This window comes from Streptomyces xantholiticus, from assembly GCF_014651015.1.
GTDB lineage: Bacteria > Actinomycetota > Actinomycetes > Streptomycetales > Streptomycetaceae > Streptomyces > Streptomyces xantholiticus.
Window position 1 is genome coordinate 161,293 of the sequence record NZ_BMWB01000006.1, and the last position, 22,062, is coordinate 183,354.

Here is a 22,062-nt window from a genome sequence, read left to right on the forward strand (position 1 = left end):
CCGGATGGCCGTACCGTCCGCGCGCCCGACTCGATGGCGGCCTCTCCCCAGCGCTCCGTATGCCGGGCGTGGCAGTGGGTAGCCGCAGTGCATGACCACCCAGAAGACCAGCGTCCTCGTCCTCGACGCCGCCGAACCCATGGAACTGGCCGAGTTCTACGCAGGGCTGTTCGGCGCGGAGATACGCCTCGGCAGCGACCCCGATTTCGTGGAGGTCGTCGGCCACGGCGGCGTGCACCTGGCGATGCGCCGCGACCACGGCTACGCGCCGCCCAGCTGGCCCCGGCCGGAGGACTCGCAGCAGTCGCATCTGCGTATCCAGGTCGCCCGCGACGATCTGGACGCCGCGGAGCGGGAGGCGGTCGGCCTGGGGGCCCGGCCGGTGGATTCCAACCACCGGCGCGGGCCCCACGAGGAACGCATCTTCTCCGATCCGGCCGGTCATTCCTTCTCCCTGGCGGTGTCCCCGGCCCCCGCCGAGACGCGGCCCTGAGCCCAGGGTCAGCGGCCTGCCAGCGCCTCCACCACCCGCTGTGCGGTGTCCGCGCTCGACTGCGGGTTCTGGCCGGTGATCAGAGTGCCGTCGACGACGACCCTGCTCGCCCATGCGTCACCCGGCCGGACCACCGCGCCGAGCTCTCGCAGACGGGACTCGACCAGGTACGGCGACTTGTCGCCGAGTCCGCCCTGCCGCTCCTCCTCGTCGCTGAAGACCGTCAGCTCGCGGCCGGTGAAGGTGAAGGAACCGTCCTCCTTCACGGCGCTGAGCAGCGCCGCCGGGCCGTGGCAGAGCGCCGCGACGATCTTCCCGCCCTCCTCGGCGTCGTTCAGCAGCCGGCCGAGGTCCGTGCTGACGGCGAGGTCGGCCATCGGCGCGTGGCCGCCCGGGATGTACACGGCGTCGTAGTCTCCGGCCGACACACCCGAGAGGTCGGTGGGGCGGGCTAGTTCTTCGTCGAGGGCGTCCAGGTACGCCAGGAACCTCTCGGCGTCCGCCTTCTCGACGCCGCCGCGCTCGTCGAGGCTGATCGGGTCCACGGTCGGCCGAACACCGCCCGGGGTCGCGATGTCCACTTCGTGGCCGGCTGCCTGCAGCACCTCGTGCGACGCGGCCACCTCCTCGGCCCAGAAGCCGGTGGGATGGCTGGTGCCGTCCGACAGCTTCAGGCTGTCGGCACCGGAAACGACCATGAGGATCTTCGACATGGAAAGTCCTTAACTTCGCTCGGAGCCAGGCTCGGAATCGGGATCGGCTGCCGTGTGGCAGCGTCGATCGGGACAACACCAGCTTTGCCCCTGCTCCATCCGCGGGCATCATGAGCGTCATAAGTTCTCTTATGGAATGAGTGTTGTGTGCCCGGCCTCGATCTGCTGTCGACCTTCGTGGAGATATACCGCTGCGGATCGCTGTCCGCGGCCGCCGAGCGGCTGGGCCTCACCCAGCCGGCGGTGAGCGGCCAGCTGGCCAGGCTGGAGGACCAGCTGGGCGAACAGTTGTTCCTCCGCTCACGCAAGGGCGTCACTCCCACCGCCCACGCCGCCGACCTCGCCGCCCGTATCGGCACCCACCTCGACGAGCTGCGCGCCGCACTGGAGCCGTCGGCGGCGGGGGCGGCCCATGTCGGGACGGTACGGATCGCGGGTCCCGGCGAACTGATGGCCATGAGGGTGCTGCCCACGCTCGCGCCGCTGACCACCCGGGGGCTGCGGATCCATGTCACGCTGGGCCTCGCCAAAGACCTGCTGGCCGCGCTCTCGGCGGGGCAGGTGGACCTGGTGGTGTCCTCCATAAGGCCGACGCAGCAGGAGATCGCGGCCACACCGCTGGTCGACGAGGAGTTCGTCCTGGTCGGCCCGCCGTCCCTGGCCCGCAGTGTCGACAGCGCGCGGCTGGCCGCCGACCCGGTGGACGCGCTCGCGCATCTCCCGCTGGTCGGTTACGCGGACGATCTGCCGATCGTGCGCCGCTACTGGCTGAGCGAGTTCAACCGCCGACCGCCGAACCACATCGCCGTGATCGTCCCGGACCTGCGCGCCGTCCTGGCCGCGGTCGTCGCGGGCGCCGGGGTGAGCGCGCTCCCCCGGTACCTCGCCGAGCCGGCGCTCTCCGCGGGCTCCGTGGAACTGCTGCACGAGCCCGCCGCCCCGCCGCTCAACACGCTCTACCTGGCCACCCGCGCCGGAGCCCTGGTCCACCCGCCGCTGGCTCTCGTACACGACCACCTCCGCAGCCGCGCCCACTCGTGGGTTGCGCTGTGAACGCCCGTACGTCTGTTGAAACAGGGCGGTAGGTACGGAGCGCCGTGGCCGAAAGCCGACGTGCGGGCCTGCCGCCAAGTACGTTCGCCTGTACCACCGTCCCGGCTCTCCCTAGCATGTGGATCCCACAGAACCGGATCTCCACGACGCGGGCGAGGACTGGATGCAGAGCGTGTGGCGCCCCGACGCCATCGACACCAAAGTGCCCAGTGTGGCACGCATGTACGACTATCTCCTGGGGGGCGACGACAACTACCAGGCCGACCGCGACGCTTGCGAAGAGCTGCTGAAGCAGGTTCCCAGCAGCAAGACGCTCGCCGTCAACAACCGCAACTTCCTGCGGCGTGTCGTACGACTGCTGGCGAGCGAGTACGGCATCCGCCAGTTCATCGACCACGGATCCGGTCTGCCGACCCAGGACAACGTCCACCAGGTCGCGCAGGCGGTCGATCCCGAGTCGAGGGTTGTCTACGTCGACAACGACCCGATCGTCCTCGCGCACGGCCGCGCCCTGCTGGACGAGAACGACCGTACGACCGTCATCCAGGCCGACATGCGTGACACCGACGGCATCTTCGACCACGAGGAGACCCGGCGGCTCATCGACTTCAGCAAACCGGTCGCGGCCCTGTTCGTGTCGGTGATGCACTGCATTCCGGACGAGGACGACCCGGCCGCGCTGGTGCGGCGGGTCGCGGCACGGCTGGTGCCGGGAAGCTTCCTGGTCGTCTGCCAACTGGTGAGCGACCGGCCCGAGATCCGCACGTTCGTCACCGACTTCATGGCGCAGGTCACCCACGACCACTGGGGCCGGGTGCGCGAGGAGCACGAGGTCGCCGCGTATCTGGACGGCATGGAGATCCTCGAGCCGGGACTGGTGGAGGTCTCCACCTGGCGTCCCGACAACGATCTGGCGCCGGTGCAGCAGACCGACGAATGGATCGAGTGGGGCGGCGTCGCGCGCCTGCCGTAGGGCGGGCCGCGCATCGCGGAGGAAAGGCTGCGCCGAGTTGCCCGAGGGGCAACTCGGCGAGCCGCAGGCCTCCTACGGACGGGTCAGAGGCTCTTGATGCGCTGCTGGATCAGCTCCAGCGACTGCTGGGGCGTGAGCGCGCATGCGCCGAGGCGGTCCAGCATGTCGCGGTACTGCTCGACGGCCCGGGGCTTCTGGCTGAAGGTGCTGTCGGTCAGATGCTCGATGTAGACCGCGTCCTTCAGGTCGCCCAGGGAGAAACGCAGATAGGTCACCCCCGTACCGACACCCACCGACGCCGTCACCTCCAGCGGCGCGACCTGCAGCGTCACCCGGGGCCGCTCCATCATCGAGACCAGATGCAGTAGTTGCTCGTGCATCACATGGGGCCCGCCCACCGAACGCATCAGCACGGACTCGTCGATCACGGCCCACAGGCGCGGTGCGTCCGGCTGGTCGAGCTGCCGCTGGCGTTCCTGACGCAGTTCGACCCTGCGCTGCACCTCGTGTGCGAGGAGATGCCCCGGACCGGAACGGACGACGGCATCGGTGTACGCCGGCGTCTGCAGAAGCCCCGGCACATAGAACGGCTCGTAGGTTCGGATGGTCGCCGCCGCTCCCTCGAGGGCGACCAGCGGCGCGAAGAAGTCGGAGAGAACGTCACTGAACGAGCGCCACCAGTCCGATTGACGGGACTGGGAGACCAGGCGCATGAATTCGGCGACCTGCTCCTCCGCCTCCACGCCGTACAGACCCAGCAGGGCCACGGCGTCGGCCGGCTTGCAGCCGTGGCGGCCCAGCTCGATCCGGCTGGTCTTGGACCGGGAGAAGCCCAGCCGGGTGTCGACGTCAGCGGGGTCGAGTCCAGCCTTCACCCGCAGTTGGCGCAGCTTGCCGCCGAGGATGAGCCTCAGGGCGGTCGGGTTGTTCTCGACCGCTCCCAGCGGCCGGACGAACAACGACGGACTCGGTTCGGCTGCAGCCATCGGGCGCTCCTGCGGAGGGATAGGGACGAGGACAGTATCCAGCACTCACGTGGCGAAGCCATGGCAAAGACGCCCGCCCCGGTGCGATTTTCAGCCGATCATCCCGTCGAAGCCCCCGTCGCATACGCCCGCCACGAAAGCCGAGAACTCGTCACATGTGCAGACGAGCGCCGGCCCCTGCGGGTCGCGGGAGTTGCGGATCGCGATCCGGTCACCTGGCAGTGTCGCCATCTCCACGCAGTTGCCCGTTGCGTTGCTGTGACTGCTCTTGATCCAGGTCACCGACTCCAGCGCACTGGCCTGCATTCCGTTGACGAATTCCACTCCGGGTCAACTCCTCATTGCTCGCACATGCGTTCACCGGGATTCCGCCACTGCAATCCCAGCTGCAATTGCATCATCGGTCGCGCTCGACAATACTCGCCCTCCGTCTGCTGTCGAACGGCAAAGCCCGCAGGGAGACATGACCAGTGACGACTTACATGCCCTCCTCCCCGGGCACCGGCTCCGGGCATGAGGGCGGGGGGCCACCGGCCCGAAGTGGCGTGAAATCTCCGCCCGGCGCGCTCGCCCCCGATGAGCCGGAACCCGGTCCGAACGACGTGGTCGTGCCCCGCGGCTTCTCCGCCTGCGGACTGGACGGCAATCCGCAGAACGCGGGCATGGCAAGGAAGTTCGCGGCACACACTCTTCACGAGTGGGCGCTGCAGTCACTCGTCGCGGACGTCGAGCTGATCGTCAGTGAGCTCGTGGGCAACGCCGTGCGGCACGCCGTTCCCCCCGCAGCCCCGGGTACGGCCGAGTACCCGGTCTGGCTCGGCCTCTTCCGCTACACCCGCAGTCTCGTCTGCGCCGTCACCGACCCCAGTCCTGCCCCGCCACGCATGGCCGACCCCGGCTCGGAGGCGGCGGGCGGGCGCGGGCTGATCCTGATCAACGCGCTGAGCGACACCTGGTCCTGGCGCCCGACGCCCCCTCGGGGCAAGACCGTCTGGGCGAGCCTGCCGCTGCCGCAAGGGCACCGCACCGCCTGACGGACCCGCCGGACCCGGTCGGGCGGGGCATCAGGACCGCGACCCCGGTGCTCCTCGCACGAGGATCCGGCGCCCGGTCACCCGTTCGGGCGTCAGAACGATCCACAGCTCACGGTCACCACCGGCCCAGGGCGCGCTGTACGCCTGGTGCTCCAGCTTCGAGACGGCGTCCTCCTCGGTGACCGCGCGGGCGCCACCGACCGCCAGCACGCTCCAGCCCTGGCTGAACGCGTCGTCGATGTGATCCACCTCGAAGGCGGTCTCGGTGCCCGCTGCCTCTGCGGGAACGGCGTCCGGTGCCGTACGGAAGGCGATCCGCCCCTCGGTGACGAGGTAGTTGACCGGGAGGATCGCGGGGCCTTCCGGGGTGGTGACGGCGACCCGGCCCACGCCGTGCGTGCCCAGCAGCGCCCAGCACTGGTCGTGGCCGAGCTCCACCAGCTCCGGCCGGTCGCCGGCGATGCCGATGCCGGGCGGCAGCTCGGCACCGCCACCGGTCAGGGCGGTGACGGTCGTCTCCAGGGCGTCCGCCAGCCGCAGCAGGAAACCCATGCCCGGTGTCGCGGTCTTCTCCTCGAGGTACTCGATGTATCCGGGTGCGGAGCCGGCCCGCAGGGCGACATCCTCGCGGGAGAGCCCGAGCTGCTGCCGACGCGTGGCCACCCGTCGGCCGATGTCCCCCTTCGGGTGCCCGGGACCGGGGGCGCCGTGTCCGGTCTGCGGTTGTTCGGGCATGGCGGGCACCTTTCCCGTGTCGGTCCGCCGGCTGGGGCGACGCACGGCCTCGCCGCGCATGTTCACGGTAGCCAGCGGGCCGCAGGGCCGCACGACGGCCGTTCCGGAGCGTCGCCACCCAGCCGGGGCCATACCTCGTGGATGCCTCGGGCCGGACGAGCGGCCGCACGGCCGGTCGACGACGGCTTCGAGGCGGCCGCACGGGCCGGGCGCCCCGTGGCTCCGCCCGCCGCCTGACCTGTACCGCCCATGTCCGGGCCGGTGCGCTGTTCCCCGACGCCGGAACCGTGCCGCGGCCGCCGCTGCCTGCCTGCCGCAGGCGGCGGTGCGGATGCCGCGGCCCGCGCCGGAGCGACGCAGCCGGCCGCACCCCTCAAGGGCACGTCGGGCGTCGGGGCAGGAGAGGGCGTTGATCGCGCCGTTCACAGCAGCGGCGGTGCTCGGGGCCTGGGACGGGAAAGGGCCGACGGGCAGTGTCCGGCGTCCTGCTCCGGTGGATCTGCGCCGCGGTGCTGCTTGCGGCGGCCACATCAAGGGACGCAGTACCGTGCGGCTCTGCCCGGACCGGAACGTTCGGTACTACGCCAAGGACAGGAAGAGCTTCTCGAGCCGGGCCCGCATCTGCTCACGCTCGCCGCTCCCGGCCATGTCCGAGTCGTTGAGGCAGTGCTGCAGACCTGTGGCGATGATGGCGAAACCGGCCTTGTCGAGTGCCCGCGACGCCGCGGCGAGCTGCGTGACCACGTCCTCGCAGTCCCGCCCCTCCTCGATCATCCTGACGACCCCCGCGATCTGTCCCTGCGCCCTGCGCAGGCGGTTGACCACGCTCTTCAGTTCCTCGGCCGCCATCGCCAGTTCCACGAGCCACTCCCTTGCCGCCATACCCCTGCGGGTATTCTACGTACGGGGTGTCGCCCAGTACGAAGACCGCCGCACAACGTCCGGAAGCAGACCCCGCACCCCTGACAGGAAACGGAGCGCCCCGCGTGACCACTCCCACCGCCCTCGCCCCCGCCCAGGCACGCGCCCGGCTGCACGAGCTGACCGTCATCGATGTGCGCACCCCCGGTGAGTACGCATCCGGCCATCTGCCGGGCGCCCACAACATCCCGCTCGACCATCTCGAGGCGGTACTGCCCGCGCTGCGGACCGCGGCCGGCCGGGGCGACCTCCTCATGGTCTGCGCCTCCGGGGCCCGCTCCGCCACGGCCTGCGCGACCCTCGCCGAGAACGGCATCACCGCCGCCACCCTCACCGGCGGCACGTCCGCCTGGGCCCGGCTCGGTCACCACGTGCACCGCCCGGCCGGGGAGCGCACGGTATGGGCGATGGAGCGGCAGGTCCGCCTCGCGGCCGGGTCTCTGGTCCTGACAGGTCTCGCGGTGGGACGGCGCCGGCCCGCGGCCCGCTGGCTCTCCGCCGGCATCGCCGGCGGCCTGGTGTTCTCGGCGCTCACCGACACCTGCGGCATGGCCCGGGTGCTCGCCAAGCTCCCGCACAACCGGCCCCGGCCCGCAGACCTCGACGCCACGCTCGCCGCACTGTCCGGGTGAGCCGAAGGGTGCCGGTGCGCCGCGGCGCCGGCTTTCGCCGGGGGCGCGCGAGACTTGTCGCAGGAGAAGACCGCAGGCAGCGCCGGGGCGTGAAGGGATCCGATGGGCGATGAGACACCGCAGCGTGGCCGACCTGATGACTCCGCACGCCGTCGCCGTCCAGCGAGGCACCACGTTCAAGGAGATCGCCCGGCTGCTCGACGAGTACGGCATCACGGCGGTGCCCGTGATCGATGACGACCAGCGTCCCATCGGTGTCGTGTCGGAGGCCGACCTGCTGCGCAGCAAGACCTCCGGGGACGGCGCCGAGACGGCCGGCGAGCTGATGTCGAGCCCTGCCCTGGTGGCGGGGCCCGAGTGGAGTGCCGTCGAGGCCGCGAGGGTGATGGAGGAGCGCCGCGTCAAGCGGCTCCCGGTGGTCGACAGCCGCGGCGTTCTCATCGGCGTGGTCAGCCGCAGCGATCTGCTCCAGCTGTTCCTGCGGCGGGACCGGTCCATCCAGGAGGAGATCGTGGAGGACGTGCTCGCCGGGACACTCGGAGTCTCACCCGCCGCCGTCAGCGTCGAGGTGGCCGACGGCAGGGTCACCCTCAGCGGGACCCTGCGCCACCGCAGCCTGGTGCCGGTCGTCGTGCGGCTCTGCGAGAGCGTGGACGGCGTCGTCACGGTGGTGGACCGGCTGTCCTTCGAACACGACGACGCCCCGGACGGCGTCTCCGCGGTCGACTGACCCGACGTGGCGTCAGCGCGGCGGGGTGTGTGTGTCTTCGGGCAGCATCAGCAGCCGGGACTCGCCGGGCTCCACCTCCACCGTCCGGTCGGCCAGTCGCACCTCGATCGGTGTCCCGTCGGAATCGGGTACGCCGATGTGCAGTTCCCCGGGCCGCATGCGCACCCGTACGCCCCAGTGGCCGTGGTAGCGGATGGAGAAGCCGTACTCGGCCAGGTGCGGGGAGTGCACCGGGTCGAACCAGAGCGCACCGCCGCGGGTCTCCATCCCGGTGAGTCCCCGCTGGACAAGGTCGAGGGTCCCCGCCATCGCGCCGAGGTGCACCCCTTCCTCGGTGGTGCCGCCCTGCAGGTCGGCGATGTCGCCCTCCAGTGCCTCGCGGACGTACGTCCACGCGTCCTCGCGCCGTACGCGGGCCAGCACCCAGCCGTGGACCAGGCCGCTGAGGGTCGAGCCGTGGCTGGTGCGCTTCAGGTAGTAGTCGACGGTCCGGTGCCAGGTCTCGTCGTCGAGTTCGTGGCCGAGCCGCCGGAAGAGACCGCTCAGTTCGGTCGGCGAGAAGAGATAGCCGAGCATCAGCACATCGGCCTGCTTCGACGCCTGGTAGCGGTTGACGGTGTCGTCCTCCGCCTCCAGTACGCGGTCGAGCCGGCGGATGTCGCCGTGCCGGGCGCGCAGTCCGTCCCAGTCGAGTTCCTCCAGGTCGCCGTAGCCGTGGAACTGGCTGATGACACCGGCGTGGAAGGGAACGTACAGCCGGCGCGAAACTTCTTCCCAGCGGGCGAGTTCGCCGTGGTCGAGGCCGATGCGCTCGGACAGCTCGCGGCGGCGCGGTTCGGGCAGTTCGCGCACCACCTCCAGGGCGCGGGCCAGCACCCAGGCCGCGGTGACGTTGGTGTACGCGTTGTCGTCCAGGCCCGGCAGCCCGGAGCCCGGGTACGCCTCGTGGTACTCGTCGGGGCCGACCACCCCCCGGATGCGGTAGCGCCCGAACTCCTCGTCGAACGTGGCGAAGCCGGCCCAGAAGCGCGCGATCTGGGTGAGCATCTCCGCACCCTTGGTGTGCAGGAACTCCGCGTCGCCGCTCGCCTCGCAGTACTGCCACACGTTGTACGCAATGGCGGAGCCCACATGGTGCTGGAGCCGCGAGTAGTCCGGCAGCCAGCGGCCGGAGTGCGGGTTCAGGTGCAGCTCCTGGGTCTCCTCGCGGCCGTCGCTGCCGCTCTGCCACGGGTACATGGCGCCGCTGTGCCCCGCGTCGCGGGCCAGACCACGGGCCTGTTCCAGCCGGCGGTAGCGGTACATGAGCAGCGCTCGGGAGACCTCCGGGAAGTGCAGATTGAGATACGGCAGTACGAACAGCTCGTCCCAGAAGATGTGGCCGCGGTAGGCCTCGCCGTGCAGTCCCCGGGCCGGAACGCCGACGTCGAGGTCGGCGGTGTGCGGCGAGAGCGTCTGCAGGACGTGGAAGAGGTGCAGCCGCAGGATGCTCCCCGCCTCCCCCTGCACGTCCAGCTCGCCCCTGCGCCACAGCTGGCGCCATGCCGCCCGGTGGCTCTCCAGCAGGACCTCGAAGCCGGGCGCCCTGCCGACCCGGTCGACGGCCGCGTGCAGCGGGTCGCTGATGGCGGCGTCCCGCGAGGTGTGCAGGGCCACGGTCTTGTCGACGGTACGTGTGATGCCTGCGGGCAGCGCCAGCCTGAGGACCTGCACGGCGCGCAGGGGTTCGTGGACGGTGCGGGCGCGCTCCTCGTCGGAGGGGTCGTCGGCGAGGGTGCGGGCGGCCATGCCGATCCGGATGTCGGAGGTCGCAGTGCGGCAGCGCAGCCACATCGTGTCGCTCTCGCCGTCCCCGGCGTTGACGTGCACGAGGTGGTTGCCGTTGAGGTCCCGGTAGCGCGCCACGCCGCTGTTGGTGACCGAGCCGTCGAGCGCGACCTCCACCTCGATGTCGCCCGACCAGCCCTCTGCCGTGAACTGGGTGCGGAGCACGGCGAGATGCGGCTCCGCCATGTGGACCATGCGGATCTGGCGGACGTGCAGCGCGCGGCCGTCGTCGGCCACGTAGCACATGGTCCGTTCGAGCGTGCCGGCGCGCAGATCGAGGCTCTGACGGTGTTCGCGCAGGGCCGACCCGTCCGGAGTGAACCAGGCCGCGTCACCCCCGCCGGTGTACATACGGAAGCGCAGCGGAAGCCAGTTGGGCAGATTGACCATGTCCTCGTTCTCGACCTGGCGGCCCGCGACGGTCGAGGTGAGGCGGTTGTAGCAGCCCGCGGCGTACGTGCCCGGGTAGTGCGTGTCGTCGGCGGCGCACTCGGGGGCGGCCCCGCGTGTGGCGAAGTAGCCGTTGCCGAGCGTGCACAGCGCCTCGCGCAGCCGCTCGCGAGTGGGGTCGTACCCCTCGTACGTCCAGATCCACTCGTGCATCGTCAGTCCTCGAGGTCGCGTGGGCGTGGTGGGGCGCCGGGGCCGTCCGGCAGCAGTTCGGCGAGGTCCCGTACGACGAGGTCGGCACCGCGTTCGAGCAGAGCGGCCCCGGTCCCCGGGCCGGCCGTGCGGTCGACGCCGATCACCAGGGCGAAGCCGCCGCGCCTGCCCGCCTCGACACCGGCAAGGGCGTCCTCGACGACCGCCGCCCGGTCCGCAGGGACGCCGAGCCGGTGGGCGGCCTCCAGGAACAGCGCGGGCTCCGGCTTGCCGGGGAGCCCCAGCCGGGCGGCCTCCACGCCGTCCACGAGCGCGTCGAAGCTGGGCAGGACCCCGGCGCGGGTGAGCAGTTCCCGCGCGTGACGGGAGGCGGACACGGCCGCGAGCGGTACGGACCGGGCATGCAGCAGCTTCAGCAGCCGTAGGGTCCCCGGGTAGGGCTGGATGCCGTCCTCGCGCAGCCGTGCCGTGAACAGCTCCTCCTTGTACGCCGCGACAGCTCCGACGGTGTCCGTGCCCGGCGCGTCGTCCGGACTGCCCCGCGGCAGCCTCAGTCCGCGCGAGGCGAGGAACGCGGCGGCGCCGTCCTGGCGGGAGCGTCCGTCGACATGGCGCAGGTAGTCGTCCCGGATGTCGAAGGGACGGCGAGCGGCAGGATCGTCCGGCGGATTGGCACGCAGGCAGGCGTCGAAGGCGGTCTTCCACGCGGCGGCGTGGATCCGGGCCGAGTCGGTGATGACGCCGTCGGTGTCCAGGACGACCGCGTCGACACCACGCCATCCGGCCCGGCCGGGCGGGCTCACGGGCGCTTGTCCCGGTCGCCGCTGTGGTCCGGTGGTGCGGGGCCCACGCTCACGGCCATGTCGATCCTCCCTGGTCAGCGGTCTGCACCGGCGCACCCCGGAGCGGCGTGCCGCCCGGCGGGCGGAGCCGCGCGGTCCGGGATGGCCGCTTACCCCGTCCGTGCGCGCCGAAGCGTGGCGGCCTGTGGGCACCCCGGTTCAGGGCGCCGTGTACGGGCCGTAGCCCGGGGCGGGCGGGCCCGCGCCCATCGCTTCCAGTTCGCGGTCGGCGGTCTTCATCAGCTGCCGTGCGAGGCTGTGCATCGCGCGGCCCGCGGCTAGGTCGTCGCCGATCTCCGGGACGTCCAGGTCCTCGGGGCTGCGGTGGGCCGTCCCGTGGCCGGTGAGGGTCGTCGTTCCGGTGTCCAGCACCGCCTTGGCCTTCGTCGTACCGTCCTCCTCCGAGAGGAACAGTCTGATCTTCCACTCCAGCGTCCTCGTCATGACGCACTCTCCCAGCCTGTGGGGGCAGGTCTGCTTACAGGATCCGCCCAGCCCGGCGGGTCCGGCACCATGAAGGTGGAAACACCGGTGACCGGCCCGTCCCGACCCGGCCCGGTGGGGCGGCGGGTGCGCCGCTCCCCGGTCGGCACCCGAATCGGCTCCGTCGGGCACGCGGCGCTCCACCACGCGCCGTGCCCCGTCGCGGTCGTCCCGCACGAATGACCGCAGGGCGCTGACCGCAGGGCGCCGTGGAGGCCGCGGACGGCTCAGGAGGACGTGTTCCGTACGGGGGTGTCCTCCACCTGGGATCCGGGAGCCGCACGCCCCACGGCGGCGGGGTTGTGAGCGTGCAACCGCGGCGGTGTGTCGCCCTCCGTGCCCTCGCCGCGTGCCGGGATACGGAGGGCGAGCAGGGCGACGTCGTCGCCGCTGGGTCCGATGCGTGCGAGCAGCTCGTCGCAGAAGTCCTCCACGTCCCGGTGGGCGAGGGCGGCGGCGTGGACGCGGAGCTGGGCGAGGCCGGCGTCGATGGGGCGGGTTCGGCTCTCGACCAGCCCGTCGGTGTAGAGCAGCAGGGTGGACCGGGCGGGAAGCTCCTCGCGGGCGTCCGGCCAGCCGAGACCCAGGTGCAGGGCCGAGTCCATGCCGAGCAGTGGACCGTGGCCCTCCTCGAGGAAACGGGCGTGACCGTCGGATGTGACCAGCAGCGGCGGTGGATGGCCGGCGTTGACCCAGTGCAACTGCCACGGACCGCCCTCGGGGCCCTCGATCCGGGCGAAGACGGCGGTGGCCATGGGAGCGTCGCTGGTGTTGGTCATGGCCTCGTCCAGTCGGCGCATGATGAGACTGGGCGGCTCCTGACGGTCCCAGGCCAGTGCGCGGAGCATGTTGCGCACCTCGGCCATATGGGCGGCGGCCTGCAGATCGTGGCCGACGACGTCGCCGATGACCATCGTGGTGACACCGTCGGCCAGCAGGAAGGCGTCGTACCAGTCGCCGCCGATCTCCGCTGCGCTCTGGGCGGGCTGGTAGCGGGCCGCCATCCGCAGATGGTCGACCTGGGGCAGCGGGGTGAGCAGCTGACGCTGCATGGTCTCGGCCACGTGCCGTTGCTGGTCGAACAATTGGGCGTTGTCCAGCACCAGCCCGCCCCGGCGGCCGATGTCGGCCAGCACGAGGAGCTCGGCCTCGGTGCACGGCGGGCGTTCTCCGGTGCGCCCGACGGTAAGGGCTCCGAACACCTGCCGACGGGTGCTCAGGGGCACGACGAGGGCCGAGTGCCCCCCGAGCCGGTCGAAGAGTTCCTGGTGCGCGGGCGCCGGCGGTGTGTCCTCGGCGCGGGAGCGGTCGCCGGGATGCAGCCGCAGGGGCCGACTTCCCCGCATCACCCGTGCGAGGGCCGATGACGACGGCGTCTCCGCCAGGGACGGGAGGGGTCCCAGCAGTGCCTCGACGTCGCCGTCCTCGTCGCAGGTGCGCACGGCGATCCGCTCCATGTCCTGGCCCGGGTCCCAGCCGCGGAGATCGACGGCCGCCCAGTCGGCCAGGTCCGGCACCAGCAGACGGACCAGGCGGTGCAGCATCGTGGGGACCTCCAGTGTGGAGCTGAGCACCGCGGAGATCTCCGCGACCATGGTCAGCCGCTCGGTGAGCTCCTCGAGAGCCGCAAGGTGCGTCGCCCGCTGGTCGGCGGCCTGCCGGTGCAGGCTGAAGTCGTGGAAGACGACCACCGCGCCGTCCATCCGCCCCTGCCGTCTCAAGGGGGTCACGGCCCAGATGATCGGGACGGTGGTGCCGTCGGCCCTGAGGAAGTACTCGTCGCTGCCCTCGGCCGGACGGCCGTTGCCGAGCACGGTCAGAACGCGGCACTCCTCCCGGGGGATCTCCGTGCCGTCCGCCTGGCGGTGCAGCGCATCGTGCATGTCCAGGCCGAGCAATTGCTCCTCGGTCCGGTCCAGGAGTTCCCGGGCCCACGGATTGGTGGCCGTGACCCGTCCGGAGGTGTCGGTGACGCAGAGCCCGGCACCCAGGCTTTCGAACACGGCGCGCAGGAAGTCGAGGTCCCACGGCCGGTCAGCGGCGTTCAACTGCCCCACCATCCCTCGGCCGCTCGTTGTTCCCGGTCCACAACGATGCCGGCCCGTGCTCGACGGCCCTCTCGCCATGCTCGCACCCGTGGCCGCCGTCCGCTGCTCCGGACACCGCTGTGGCGCCGCTTCGAGGGGCGGGAGGCGCCGGGAGGAACGGCGGGCGCACGCCGGCGCCGCGCCGTTCCTCCCGGGCAGACTCAGGCCGTCGAGGTCCGTACGGCCTCGCGGGCCGCCGCCGCATCCGGCGCCGCGAGCGCGAGCCCTGCGAGCCGACGGCAGTCGTCCAGGCTGTGCGAGGCCAGCGAGGCCCGGACGTCGCCGAGGCAGCCCGGCGCGGCCGAGAGGCTCGTGACGCCGAGGCCGACGAGGACCAGGGCGAGCAGCGGGTCCGCCGCGGCCTCGCCGCACACTCCGACGGGCCTGCCCTGGCCCGCTCCCGCCTCGGCGGCCGTGCGCACGAGTTCGAGCAGGGCCGGCTGCCACGGGTCCAGGAATTGGGCCAGGCTGCCCAGCGTGCGGTCGGCGGCGAACGCGTATTGGGCCAGGTCGTTGGTCCCGATGCTGAGGAAGTCGCACTGCTGCGCGACGTACCGGGCGCGCAGCGCCGCGGCGGGCACCTCCACCATGGCGCCCGCGGTGCGCAGCCCGTGGGCCTTCGCCCGTTCGGCGAAGGCGGCTGCCTCACCGGGGACCGAGACCATCGGCGCCATCACCCACACCTCGGCCTCGGCGTCCTGCGCCGCCGCGGCGATCGCGGTCAGCTGTGTCTCGAGGAGCTGCGGGTCCCGGCGCGCCGTGCGCAGGCCGCGCACGCCCAGCGCCGGGTTCTGCTCGTCGGCCGCCGTCGCGAACGGCAGCGGCTTGTCGGCCCCGGCGTCCAGGGTGCGTACGACGACGCGGCGCCCCGCGAAGGCGGCGAACACCTCGCGGTAGGCGGCGGTCTGCTCCTCCACGGTGGGGGCCTCGTCGCGGTCGAGGTAGAGGAATTCGGTACGGAACAGCCCGACGCCTTCGCTGTCGGCCGCCGCGGCGGCCGGCAACTCCGGCAGCGCGCCCAGATTGACCAGCAGTTTGACCGGGTGGCCGTCGGCCGTCCGGCCCGGTCCACTGACCTGTGCGGAGAGGCTGCGACGGCGCTCGTCACGGGCGGCGGCCGCTGCGACGGTGTCGGGGTCGGGGTCGGTCACGACCGTACCGTCGGTGGGGTCGACGAGGACCGGTGTGCCGTCCGTGAGCGCCGCGGCGCCGGCGCAGCCGACGACGGCGGGCAGGCCGAGGATCTTCGCCAGGATGGCGGTGTGGCTGGTGGGTCCGCCCCGCTCGGTGACCAGCGCGAGGACCTTGGCGGGGTCGAGGAGGGCGGTGTCCGCGGGCGCCAGGTCGTCGGCGACGAGGACGTACGGCCGGCCGGGGTCGGGGAGGCCCGGCATCGGGAGTCCGCGGGCGCGCGCCACCGCACGATCGCGAAGATCGTCGAGGTCGGCGACGCGCTCCGCGAAGTAGCCGCCCGCCGCCTGGAGCGACGCGCGGAAGAATCGGAACGCCTGGTCCAGTGCGTGGGCCGCGTCTCTCCCGCCGACTACGAGCGCCCCGACCTGGTCCGCGAGGGTCGGGTCGGTGGCCATCATCGCCTGCGCGGACAGGACCGCGGCCGCGTCGCCACCGGCGGCGGCCGCCCGTCCCTCGAGGTCGGCGGCGACCCACGCCAGCGCCCCCAGCGCCGCCGCGACCTCGGCGGGTACGTCGGCCGGCGCCACGGTGCGCGGGGGCGGTACGGCGGACGGGGGCGCCATGCGGGCCACGGGGCCGGTGGCGCTGCCGCCCCCGATACCGATGCCGCGCAGCACGGCGGTGCTGGTGGTCGTGTCGGTCACCGCTGCTCCTGGACGTCGCGGGCGGCGTCGAGGTCGGCGGCGACCAGTGCGGCGAGTTCCTCGATGGCGGCTTCCGCGCCGTCGCCGTCGGCCGACAGCACCAGGGGGTCGCCGTGCTTGGCGCCGAGGGCCAGCACGGACAGCAGGCTCCGGGCGTCGACCGGGGCGCCGCCGTCGCGGGCCACGGTCACCCTGACCGGCTGGCGGGCGGCGGCCTGGACGAAGAGCGAGGCGGGACGGGCGTGCAGTCCGGAAGGGGAACCGATGACGACAGTGCGCTGGGGCATGGTGATGACACTCCTACGGGGATGGGAGACGAGGCTGGAGGTGGGGTGTGTGTCCGCCGCGGGAAGGCAAGCCGGTCCGGCAGGCGGTACGTGACCCGGGGCCGGCCCGGGGCGGCGCCCCGGGCCTGGGCTGTCAGGCGGCTGCGGGAACCTTGGCTTCCGCGGCCGGGGCGGCGGGAGCGGCCGCGGCGGTCTCCGCCTTGCGACGGCTCTTGAGGAGGACCACGAGCGTGGCGGTGACCACGGTGCCGGCCGCGATCGCCAGCAGGTAGAGCAGCGGCTGCCCGATCAGCGGGACGACGAAGATGCCGCCGTGCGGGGCGCGCAGCGTGGCGTCGAAGGCCATCGACAGGGCGCCGGTGACCGCTCCGCCGACCATCGCGGACGGGATCACGCGCAGCGGGTCCGCAGCGGCGAACGGGATGGCGCCCTCGCTGATGAAGGAGGCACCGAGGACCCAGGCAGCCTTGCCGTTGTCCCGCTCGGTCTTCGTGAACAGCTTCCCGCGTACGGTCGTCGCGAGGGCCATGCCCAGCGGCGGGACCATGCCCGCCGCCATCACGGCGGCCATGACCTTGAGGCTGCCGTCGGTGGGCGTCGCCAGGCCACCGACCGCGAAGGCGTAGGCCACCTTGTTGACCGGCCCGCCGAGGTCGAAGCACATCATGAGACCGAGCAGGACCCCCAGCAGTACGGCGTTGCCGCCGGAGAGGCCGCTCAGCCAGTCGGTCATGCCCTTCTGCAGGGAGGCGATCGGCTTGCCGACGACGACGAACATCAGGAATCCGACCACGGCGGACGAGATCAGCGGGATCACGACCACCGGCATCACACCGCGCAGCACGGGCGGGACGTTGACGCGCTGGATCGCCATCACCACCGCGCCCGCGATGAGACCGGCGGCGAGTCCGCCGAGGAAGCCGGCGTTGATGGTGACCGCGATGGCGCCGCCCACGATGCCGGGCACGAGCCCGGGCCGGTCGACCATGCCGTAGGCGATGTATCCGGCGAGGACGGGCACCAGGAAGCCGAACGCGGCGCCGCCGATCTGGAACAGCAGGGCCGCCCAGCTCGCTACCTCGGTCCATACGAAGTGCTCGGCGACCGATGGGGCGGTGTTGATCTCGTATCCGCCGATGGCGAAGGCGAGCGCGATGAGCAGACCGCCCGCGGCGACGAACGGCACCATGTAACTGACGCCGGTCATCAGCCACTTGCGCAGACGGGTGCCGAAGTGGTCGCCGGGGGCGCCGGTGTCCATGGGTGCCGTGGCGGTGGCCGCGGTGGTGGTCTCGCCGCGGGCGGCCTTGCCGCGTACGTCGGCGATGAGTTCGGCGGGCCGGTTGATGGCCGCCTTCACGCCGACGTCGACGGTCGGCTTGCCGGCGAACCGGTCCTTCTCCCTGACCTCCACGTCGTGCGCGAGGATCACGGCGTCGGCGGCCGCGATCACCCGCGGGTCGAGGCGGGTGAATCCGGCCGAGCCCTGTGTCTCGACGACGAGTTCGACGCCCACGGCCTCGCCGGCCTTCTGAAGCGACTCGGCGGCCATGTAGGTGTGGGCGATCCCGGTGGGACAGGAGGTGACGACCACGATCCGGAAGGGCGCGGCCGCGGCCTGCGCGGGGGCGCCCGTGGCCGGAGTCTCACCGGCGGCCTGCACGGAGACGGGCGCGGACTCACGCGCGGGGCCGCCCGGCACCGCCGCCTCCTCCCCGCGGATCAGGGCCGCGACCGCCGCCGGGTCGCGCTCTGCACGCAGCGCGTCGGTGAACTCGGCGTCCATGAGCCGCCGGGCCAGCGACGACAGGATCGTCAGATGGTCGTCGTCCGCGCCCGCCGGCGCGGCTATCAGGAAGATCAGGTCGGCGGGCCCGTCAGGGGCGCCGAAGTCGATGCCGGACCCGCTGCGGCCGAAGGCGAGCGTCGGCGCGGTGACGTGCTCGCTGCGGCAGTGCGGAATGCCGATGCCGCCGTCGAGGCCGGTCGGCATCTGGGCCTCGCGGGCCGCCACGTCGGCGAGGAAGCCTTCGATGTCCGTGACGCGTCCGGCAGCCACCATCCGCTCGGCGAGGGACCGTGCGGCGGCCTGCTTGGTCTCGGCGGACAGGTCGACGTCGACCAGTCCTGCGGTGATCAACTCACTCATCGCGCGGCTCCTTGCTCGCGAACCGCCGGGGCGGCGGTGGTGGGACTGGGTGGTGCGGCAGCCGTCGGGCCGGTTGTGCCGGGGACGGTGCGGTGGGACCGCCCTCCGGTACGAGGGGGACGGTGGTTCCGGCCCGGACGGACGGTCATGGCGCCGGCTCCCCGAGGACGCGGTCCAAGGGGACGGACTCGGTGATCGTGACCACCGCCGGGTTCAGGTCGGCCGGTGTCGGCATGACGCTGCCCGGCAGCTGGACGGCGGCGGTCCCATGGGCGACGGCGGCCGCGAGGGCCGCGGGGCCACTGCCCCCGGCGGCGAGGAAGCCCGCCAAAGAGGCGTCTCCCGCGCCGACGTTGCTGCGGACCGCGCCGGCGGGCGCGTGGCCGAACCAGACGCCGGTGTCGTCCACGAGCAGTTGACCGTCCGCGCCCAGGCTGGCGAGGACCGCCCGCGCTCCCCGCTCGCGCAGTTCCTCCGCCGCCTTGACGGCGTCGCCGACGGTGGCGAGGGGGCGGCCGACGGCTTCGGCGAGTTCCTCCGCGTTGGGCTTGACCACATCGGGCCGTTCCCGCAGCGCGGCGGTCAGGGCGGCGCCGGAGGTGTCGAGGGCGACCCTGGCGCCGGCCCCGTGGATGCGGGCCACCAGTTCGGCGTACCACTCGGGGCGCAGACCACGCGGCAGGCTGCCGCAGCAGGCGATCCAGTCGGCATCGGCGGAACGGGTCCGTACGGCCTCCAGCAGCGCCTCGGCCTCGGCGGGGGCGAGGTCGGGGCCGGCCGCGTTGATCTTGGTGAGAGTGCCGTCGGGTTCGACGAGCGTGATGTTGACGCGGGTCGAACCGGCGACGGGGACGCCGGCGGCCTCGATGCCGTGTTCACCGAGGAGCCGGTCGAGCAGTGCGCCCTCGGGGCCTCCCAGCGGGACGACGGCCACGGTGCGCCGGCCGGCCGCGGCCACGGCCCGCGAGACATTGACGCCCTTGCCGCCGGGGTCGACCCGGTCCCTGGCCGCTCGCAGCACGGCGCCACGGTCCAGGGACGGCAGTTCGTAGGTGCGGTCCAGGCTCGGGTTCGGGGTGATGGTGAGGATCATGCGCGGACGACCTCCGTGCCCTGCGCCTCGATGGCGCGGGCGTCTTCGGGGCTGAGACCGGTGTCGGTGATCAGCAGGTCCACGTCGGCGAGGTCGCCGAAGCGGGCGAAGTGCTGCTGTCCGAACTTGGCGGAGTCGGCAAGCAGTACGACCCTGCGGGCGGCGGCGATGGCGGCCCGCTTGACCGCCGCCTCCGCCAGGTCGGGGGTGGTCAGGCCGCCGTCGACGGCGAATCCGTTGGTGGCGAGGAAGACGACGTCGGCCTTGATCTCCGCGTACGCCCGCAGCGCCCAGGCATCGACCGCGGCGCGGGTACGGTGCCTGACCCGGCCTCCGACGAGGTGGAGGGCGATGCCCGGATGGTCGGCGAGCCGGGCGGCGACGGGGAGGGCATGGGTCACGACCGTCAGTGGCGAATCCGCCGGGAGGTCTGCGGCCAGCCGCGCCGCCGTGGTGCCGGCGTCCAGGATGATGCTGCCGTCGACGGGGAGTTCGGCGAGTGCGGCCCGCGCGATGCGCTCCTTCTCCTCGGCGGCGACCGCATCGCGCTCCGCGAGGTCGGGCTCGAAGTCGAGATGGCCTGCCGGGATGGCCCCGCCGTGCACACGCCGCACCAGCCCCGCCCGGTCGAGCGCCTTGAGGTCGCGCCGCACCGTCTCGGCGGTGACCTGGAACTCCTCGGCGAGGGACAGCACATCCACCCGACCGCTTTCACGGGCCAGGCGCATGATCTCCTGCTGACGCTCCGCTGCGAACATGTGGTTTTACATCCGTTTCCATGACCGAGTCTGTGGTTTTTACCGATGCTACGCCCACGCCACCGAGAAGTAAACAGATTCGGGCATGCAACCGGGCAGAGACAGGCTCTGGCGGCCGCCGCACCCGTACGGACGGGGTCAGCGGCCGGGCAGCCCGTGATCGCGGAGCCGGCCCACGGACAGACCGCGTGCCCGGCAGTCGGCGACGATCCTCGGCAGCGCCCCCAGCGCCGCACGCCACGACCCTTGGGCGCTCGTCACGTCGGAGTCGTGCAGCAGCACCGTTGCCCCGCCCCTCAGGGTCCGGTTCACCTCCGCGCGCACGCTGTCCGGTGTGGCCACTGCCGTCCAGTCGCGGCCCCAGGACGTCCACAGCACCGGGCGCAAGCCGGTCGCACGGGCCGCGTTCCACCGGCCGCCGGTGAGGATTCCGTACGGCGGCCGGTACCAGAGCGGCCGATCGCCGCCGACCTCCGTGATCAGCCACGCCGTCCGCGCCAGGTCCCGGACGTCCCGCCAGGGCCGGGGCCACCACGGCCTCTCGTGGCGCCAGCCGTGGACCGCCAGTTCATGGCCTTCCGCCGCCATACGCATCCCCAGCCGGGGGTGCTCCGCCAGCCGACTGCCCAGGACGAAGAAGGTCGCTCGTACGGAGAGCTCGTCCAGGGCCCGGAGAAAGTACGGGGTGGTACGCGGATCGGGGCCGTCGTCGAAGGTGAGCGCCACCCGCCCCGGATCTCCTCGCCCGTCGAACACCGGGGCGAGCGCGCCGCGGACACCGGGGAGCCAGGTCGCGGCGGGCCCGATGTGTGCGCCGGCCACTGCGAGTGCCGCCGCCAGAGCGCCGGCGGCGGGTCCACTTTTCCTGTGCGTCACCACTTCGCCCCGCCGTCACGGTCCTCCGCCAGCAGTGGCGACCTGGCCAGCTCCAGACACCCCGCCACCAGCAGGCCGAGGGCCACCAATTCGAACGGTGCCCGCCAGCCCAGCTGTACGCGCTCGTCGAACAGCACCACGCCCAGAACCACGCTCAGCAACGCGTCGCCCAGCGTGAGAGCGGGCTGCGAGGCCGCCAGCGAGCCGGCCCGGAGCGTCACCTGCAGCAGCACGAAACTGCCGAGTCCCAGAGCCACGGCCGCGTACGGCTGCCATGTCGTCAGCACCTCGCCGATCCCGTCCGGCAGCCGGCCGAACGCGTCCTTCAACAGCGCCGCGGTGCAGGCGAACCCGATCGCGGTCGCGGTGCCCAGCACCGCGGCGCGGGCGGCGGACGGCAGCCGCAGGGAAACGAGACCCAGCAGGCCGACGGCAACCGCGACGGCGACCGCGGTCCACAGCCAGTGCACCAGCAGCACGGTCTCCCGCGCCCCGGAGGGCGCGGCCAACGCGAGGAAGACGCCCAGGCCCACCGCCATGGCGGCGAACGCCACCCGGGCCCGCCGGTCGGGCCGCCGCCGGAACACGATGCCCCCGACGACCAGGGTGAACAGCAGCTCCGTGCTCATCACCGGCTGCACCACGGAGAGCGGTCCCGTCGCCAGGGCCAGCGCCTGGCAGATGCCCGACACCGCCAGCAGTGCCGCGCCCCAGATCCATACGCGCTGGCGCAGCAGAGCCGCCGTCGGCGACGTCCCGTTCTTCGCACGACCGACCTTCGCCGCCGCTCGCCGCTGCAGCACGGAGGACGCCGCGTTGCCGAGCGCGGCGAGCAGCGCCAGGCAGACGGACAGCGCCATCATCGGGACGGGTCTTGCCGGCGCGGTCGGCGTCCTGCCCGCTCCTCCTCGCCGGGGCGGCGCGCAGCCGCCCGGAACCGGCAAAGCCA

At 72.6% G+C, this 22,062-nt stretch carries 22 protein-coding genes and 1 pseudogene; 7 read left to right on the forward strand and 16 right to left on the reverse strand.

Features of this window, described 5'->3' with window-relative positions:
- Positions 1–91 precede the first annotated feature (91 nt).
- A complete protein-coding gene (locus IE198_RS12770; RefSeq protein ID WP_189885866.1) occupies positions 92–493 on the forward strand; it encodes a VOC family protein in 402 nt (133 codons plus the stop codon).
- A gap of 8 nt (positions 494–501) precedes the next feature.
- On the opposite strand, the gene IE198_RS12775 is transcribed toward IE198_RS12770, so the two are convergent.
- Positions 502–1,206, reverse strand: a complete 705-nt coding sequence (locus IE198_RS12775; protein WP_189885867.1) for a type 1 glutamine amidotransferase domain-containing protein — start codon at positions 1,204–1,206, stop codon at positions 502–504.
- Positions 1,207–1,353: 147 nt separating this feature from the next.
- Here IE198_RS12775 and IE198_RS12780 point away from each other — a divergent pair, with 147 nt between their 5' ends.
- Positions 1,354–2,259, forward strand: coding sequence for a LysR family transcriptional regulator (locus IE198_RS12780; RefSeq protein WP_189885868.1), 906 nt, complete (start codon positions 1,354–1,356; stop codon positions 2,257–2,259).
- Between the two features lie 163 nt (positions 2,260–2,422).
- The gene (locus IE198_RS12785; protein ID WP_189886061.1) at positions 2,423–3,232 is read left to right on the forward strand and encodes an SAM-dependent methyltransferase; all 810 of its coding nucleotides are present in this window, start codon (positions 2,423–2,425) and stop codon (positions 3,230–3,232) included.
- Between the two features lie 83 nt (positions 3,233–3,315).
- On the opposite strand, the gene IE198_RS12790 is transcribed toward IE198_RS12785, so the two are convergent.
- Together IE198_RS12790 and IE198_RS12795 are read right to left on the reverse strand one after the other, a co-directional pair.
- Complete coding sequence (locus tag IE198_RS12790) at positions 3,316–4,218, reverse strand: helix-turn-helix domain-containing protein (RefSeq protein ID WP_189885870.1); 903 nt, start codon at positions 4,216–4,218, stop codon at positions 3,316–3,318.
- A gap of 90 nt (positions 4,219–4,308) precedes the next feature.
- Positions 4,309–4,524 carry a DUF397 domain-containing protein gene (locus IE198_RS12795; protein WP_373299854.1) on the reverse strand — a complete coding sequence of 72 codons (216 nt, stop codon included), beginning with the start codon at positions 4,522–4,524 and terminating at the stop codon, positions 4,309–4,311.
- Positions 4,525–4,763: 239 nt separating this feature from the next.
- Here IE198_RS12795 and IE198_RS12800 point away from each other — a divergent pair, with 239 nt between their 5' ends.
- Positions 4,764–5,252: an ATP-binding protein gene (locus IE198_RS12800; protein ID WP_229833872.1), complete on the forward strand. Its 489-nt coding sequence runs from the start codon at positions 4,764–4,766 to the stop codon at positions 5,250–5,252.
- 30 nt (positions 5,253–5,282) lie between these two features.
- On the opposite strand, the gene IE198_RS12805 is transcribed toward IE198_RS12800, so the two are convergent.
- Positions 5,283–5,987 carry a helix-turn-helix domain-containing protein gene (locus IE198_RS12805; protein ID WP_189885874.1) on the reverse strand — a complete coding sequence of 235 codons (705 nt, stop codon included), beginning with the start codon at positions 5,985–5,987 and terminating at the stop codon, positions 5,283–5,285.
- 579 nt (positions 5,988–6,566) lie between these two features.
- Entirely contained in the window at positions 6,567–6,848 is a 282-nt protein-coding gene (locus tag IE198_RS12810; protein WP_189886064.1) for a metal-sensitive transcriptional regulator, read from the reverse strand.
- Positions 6,849–6,973: 125 nt separating this feature from the next.
- Between IE198_RS12810 and IE198_RS12815 the strand changes: the two genes are divergently transcribed.
- Together IE198_RS12815 and IE198_RS12820 are read left to right on the forward strand one after the other, a co-directional pair.
- Complete coding sequence (locus IE198_RS12815) at positions 6,974–7,540, forward strand: rhodanese-like domain-containing protein (RefSeq protein WP_189885875.1); 567 nt, start codon at positions 6,974–6,976, stop codon at positions 7,538–7,540.
- Positions 7,541–7,649: 109 nt separating this feature from the next.
- Positions 7,650–8,270 (forward strand): CBS domain-containing protein, encoded by a 621-nt coding sequence (locus IE198_RS12820; RefSeq protein ID WP_189885877.1) that lies wholly within the window; start codon positions 7,650–7,652, stop codon positions 8,268–8,270.
- Positions 8,271–8,282: 12 nt separating this feature from the next.
- Here the strand turns inward: IE198_RS12820 and IE198_RS12825 are convergent, their stop codons facing one another.
- From IE198_RS12825 to IE198_RS12835, 3 genes are all read right to left on the reverse strand, one after another.
- Positions 8,283–10,700 (reverse strand): glycoside hydrolase family 65 protein, encoded by a 2,418-nt coding sequence (locus tag IE198_RS12825; protein ID WP_189885879.1) that lies wholly within the window; start codon positions 10,698–10,700, stop codon positions 8,283–8,285.
- Between the two features lie 2 nt (positions 10,701–10,702).
- Positions 10,703–11,503, reverse strand: coding sequence for an HAD family hydrolase (locus IE198_RS12830; protein ID WP_189885881.1), 801 nt, complete (start codon positions 11,501–11,503; stop codon positions 10,703–10,705).
- A 198-nt stretch (positions 11,504–11,701) separates the two neighbouring features.
- Positions 11,702–11,986 (reverse strand): dsRBD fold-containing protein, encoded by a 285-nt coding sequence (locus IE198_RS12835; RefSeq protein ID WP_189885883.1) that lies wholly within the window; start codon positions 11,984–11,986, stop codon positions 11,702–11,704.
- 111 nt (positions 11,987–12,097) lie between these two features.
- Between IE198_RS12835 and IE198_RS35130 the strand changes: the two are divergent.
- A pseudogene (locus IE198_RS35130) lies at positions 12,098–12,208 on the forward strand (universal stress protein); the annotation flags it as partial.
- Positions 12,209–12,252: 44 nt separating this feature from the next.
- Here IE198_RS35130 and IE198_RS12840 read toward each other — a convergent pair.
- The 8 genes from IE198_RS12840 to IE198_RS12875 form a co-directional block, all read right to left on the reverse strand.
- Positions 12,253–14,085: a SpoIIE family protein phosphatase gene (locus tag IE198_RS12840; RefSeq protein ID WP_189885885.1), complete on the reverse strand. Its 1,833-nt coding sequence runs from the start codon at positions 14,083–14,085 to the stop codon at positions 12,253–12,255.
- A 188-nt stretch (positions 14,086–14,273) separates the two neighbouring features.
- A complete protein-coding gene (ptsP, locus tag IE198_RS12845) occupies positions 14,274–15,950 on the reverse strand; it encodes a phosphoenolpyruvate--protein phosphotransferase (protein ID WP_189885886.1) in 1,677 nt (558 codons plus the stop codon).
- A complete protein-coding gene (locus tag IE198_RS12850) occupies positions 15,947–16,237 on the reverse strand; it encodes an HPr family phosphocarrier protein (protein WP_189885888.1) in 291 nt (96 codons plus the stop codon). The genes ptsP and IE198_RS12850 overlap by 4 nt, the downstream gene beginning before the upstream one ends.
- Before the next feature lie 133 nt (positions 16,238–16,370).
- On the reverse strand, positions 16,371–18,386 hold the full coding sequence (locus IE198_RS12855; RefSeq protein ID WP_189885890.1) for a PTS fructose transporter subunit IIABC: 2,016 nt from the start codon (positions 18,384–18,386) through the stop codon (positions 16,371–16,373).
- 145 nt (positions 18,387–18,531) lie between these two features.
- A complete protein-coding gene (gene pfkB / locus IE198_RS12860; RefSeq protein WP_189885892.1) occupies positions 18,532–19,479 on the reverse strand; it encodes a 1-phosphofructokinase in 948 nt (315 codons plus the stop codon).
- Positions 19,476–20,237 carry a DeoR/GlpR family DNA-binding transcription regulator gene (locus IE198_RS12865; RefSeq protein WP_189885894.1) on the reverse strand — a complete coding sequence of 254 codons (762 nt, stop codon included), beginning with the start codon at positions 20,235–20,237 and terminating at the stop codon, positions 19,476–19,478. The genes pfkB and IE198_RS12865 overlap by 4 nt, the downstream gene beginning before the upstream one ends.
- Positions 20,238–20,375: 138 nt before the next feature.
- Positions 20,376–21,113 (reverse strand): polysaccharide deacetylase family protein, encoded by a 738-nt coding sequence (locus tag IE198_RS12870; RefSeq protein ID WP_189885896.1) that lies wholly within the window; start codon positions 21,111–21,113, stop codon positions 20,376–20,378.
- A complete protein-coding gene (locus IE198_RS12875) occupies positions 21,110–21,976 on the reverse strand; it encodes a DMT family transporter (RefSeq protein ID WP_189885898.1) in 867 nt (288 codons plus the stop codon). Before IE198_RS12875 ends, IE198_RS12870 begins: the two co-directional genes overlap by 4 nt.
- Positions 21,977–22,062 lie beyond the last annotated feature (86 nt).

Excerpts from the sequence above, each read along its gene's own strand:
- IE198_RS12875 (WP_189885898.1), bottom strand. The coding sequence starts at position 21,976 with ATGATGGCGCTGTCCGTCTGCCTGGCGCTGCTCGCCGCGCTCGGCAAC.
- IE198_RS12790 (WP_189885870.1), bottom strand. The coding sequence starts at position 4,218 with ATGGCTGCAGCCGAACCGAGTCCGTCGTTGTTCGTCCGGCCGCTGGGA.
- IE198_RS12835 (WP_189885883.1), bottom strand. The coding sequence starts at position 11,986 with ATGACGAGGACGCTGGAGTGGAAGATCAGACTGTTCCTCTCGGAGGAG.
- IE198_RS12820 (WP_189885877.1), top strand. The coding sequence starts at position 7,650 with ATGAGACACCGCAGCGTGGCCGACCTGATGACTCCGCACGCCGTCGCC.
- IE198_RS12795 (WP_373299854.1), bottom strand. The coding sequence starts at position 4,524 with ATGCAGGCCAGTGCGCTGGAGTCGGTGACCTGGATCAAGAGCAGTCAC.
- IE198_RS12865 (WP_189885894.1), bottom strand. The coding sequence starts at position 20,237 with ATGTTCGCAGCGGAGCGTCAGCAGGAGATCATGCGCCTGGCCCGTGAA.
- IE198_RS12825 (WP_189885879.1), bottom strand. The coding sequence starts at position 10,700 with ATGCACGAGTGGATCTGGACGTACGAGGGGTACGACCCCACTCGCGAG.
- IE198_RS12770 (WP_189885866.1), top strand. The coding sequence starts at position 92 with ATGACCACCCAGAAGACCAGCGTCCTCGTCCTCGACGCCGCCGAACCC.
- IE198_RS12855 (WP_189885890.1), bottom strand. The coding sequence starts at position 18,386 with ATGAGTGAGTTGATCACCGCAGGACTGGTCGACGTCGACCTGTCCGCC.
- IE198_RS12775 (WP_189885867.1), bottom strand. The coding sequence starts at position 1,206 with ATGTCGAAGATCCTCATGGTCGTTTCCGGTGCCGACAGCCTGAAGCTG.
- IE198_RS12785 (WP_189886061.1), top strand. The coding sequence starts at position 2,423 with ATGCAGAGCGTGTGGCGCCCCGACGCCATCGACACCAAAGTGCCCAGT.
- IE198_RS12850 (WP_189885888.1), bottom strand. The coding sequence starts at position 16,237 with ATGCCCCAGCGCACTGTCGTCATCGGTTCCCCTTCCGGACTGCACGCC.
- IE198_RS12805 (WP_189885874.1), bottom strand. The coding sequence starts at position 5,987 with ATGCCCGAACAACCGCAGACCGGACACGGCGCCCCCGGTCCCGGGCAC.
- pfkB (WP_189885892.1), bottom strand. The coding sequence starts at position 19,479 with ATGATCCTCACCATCACCCCGAACCCGAGCCTGGACCGCACCTACGAA.
- IE198_RS12840 (WP_189885885.1), bottom strand. The coding sequence starts at position 14,085 with ATGGTGGGGCAGTTGAACGCCGCTGACCGGCCGTGGGACCTCGACTTC.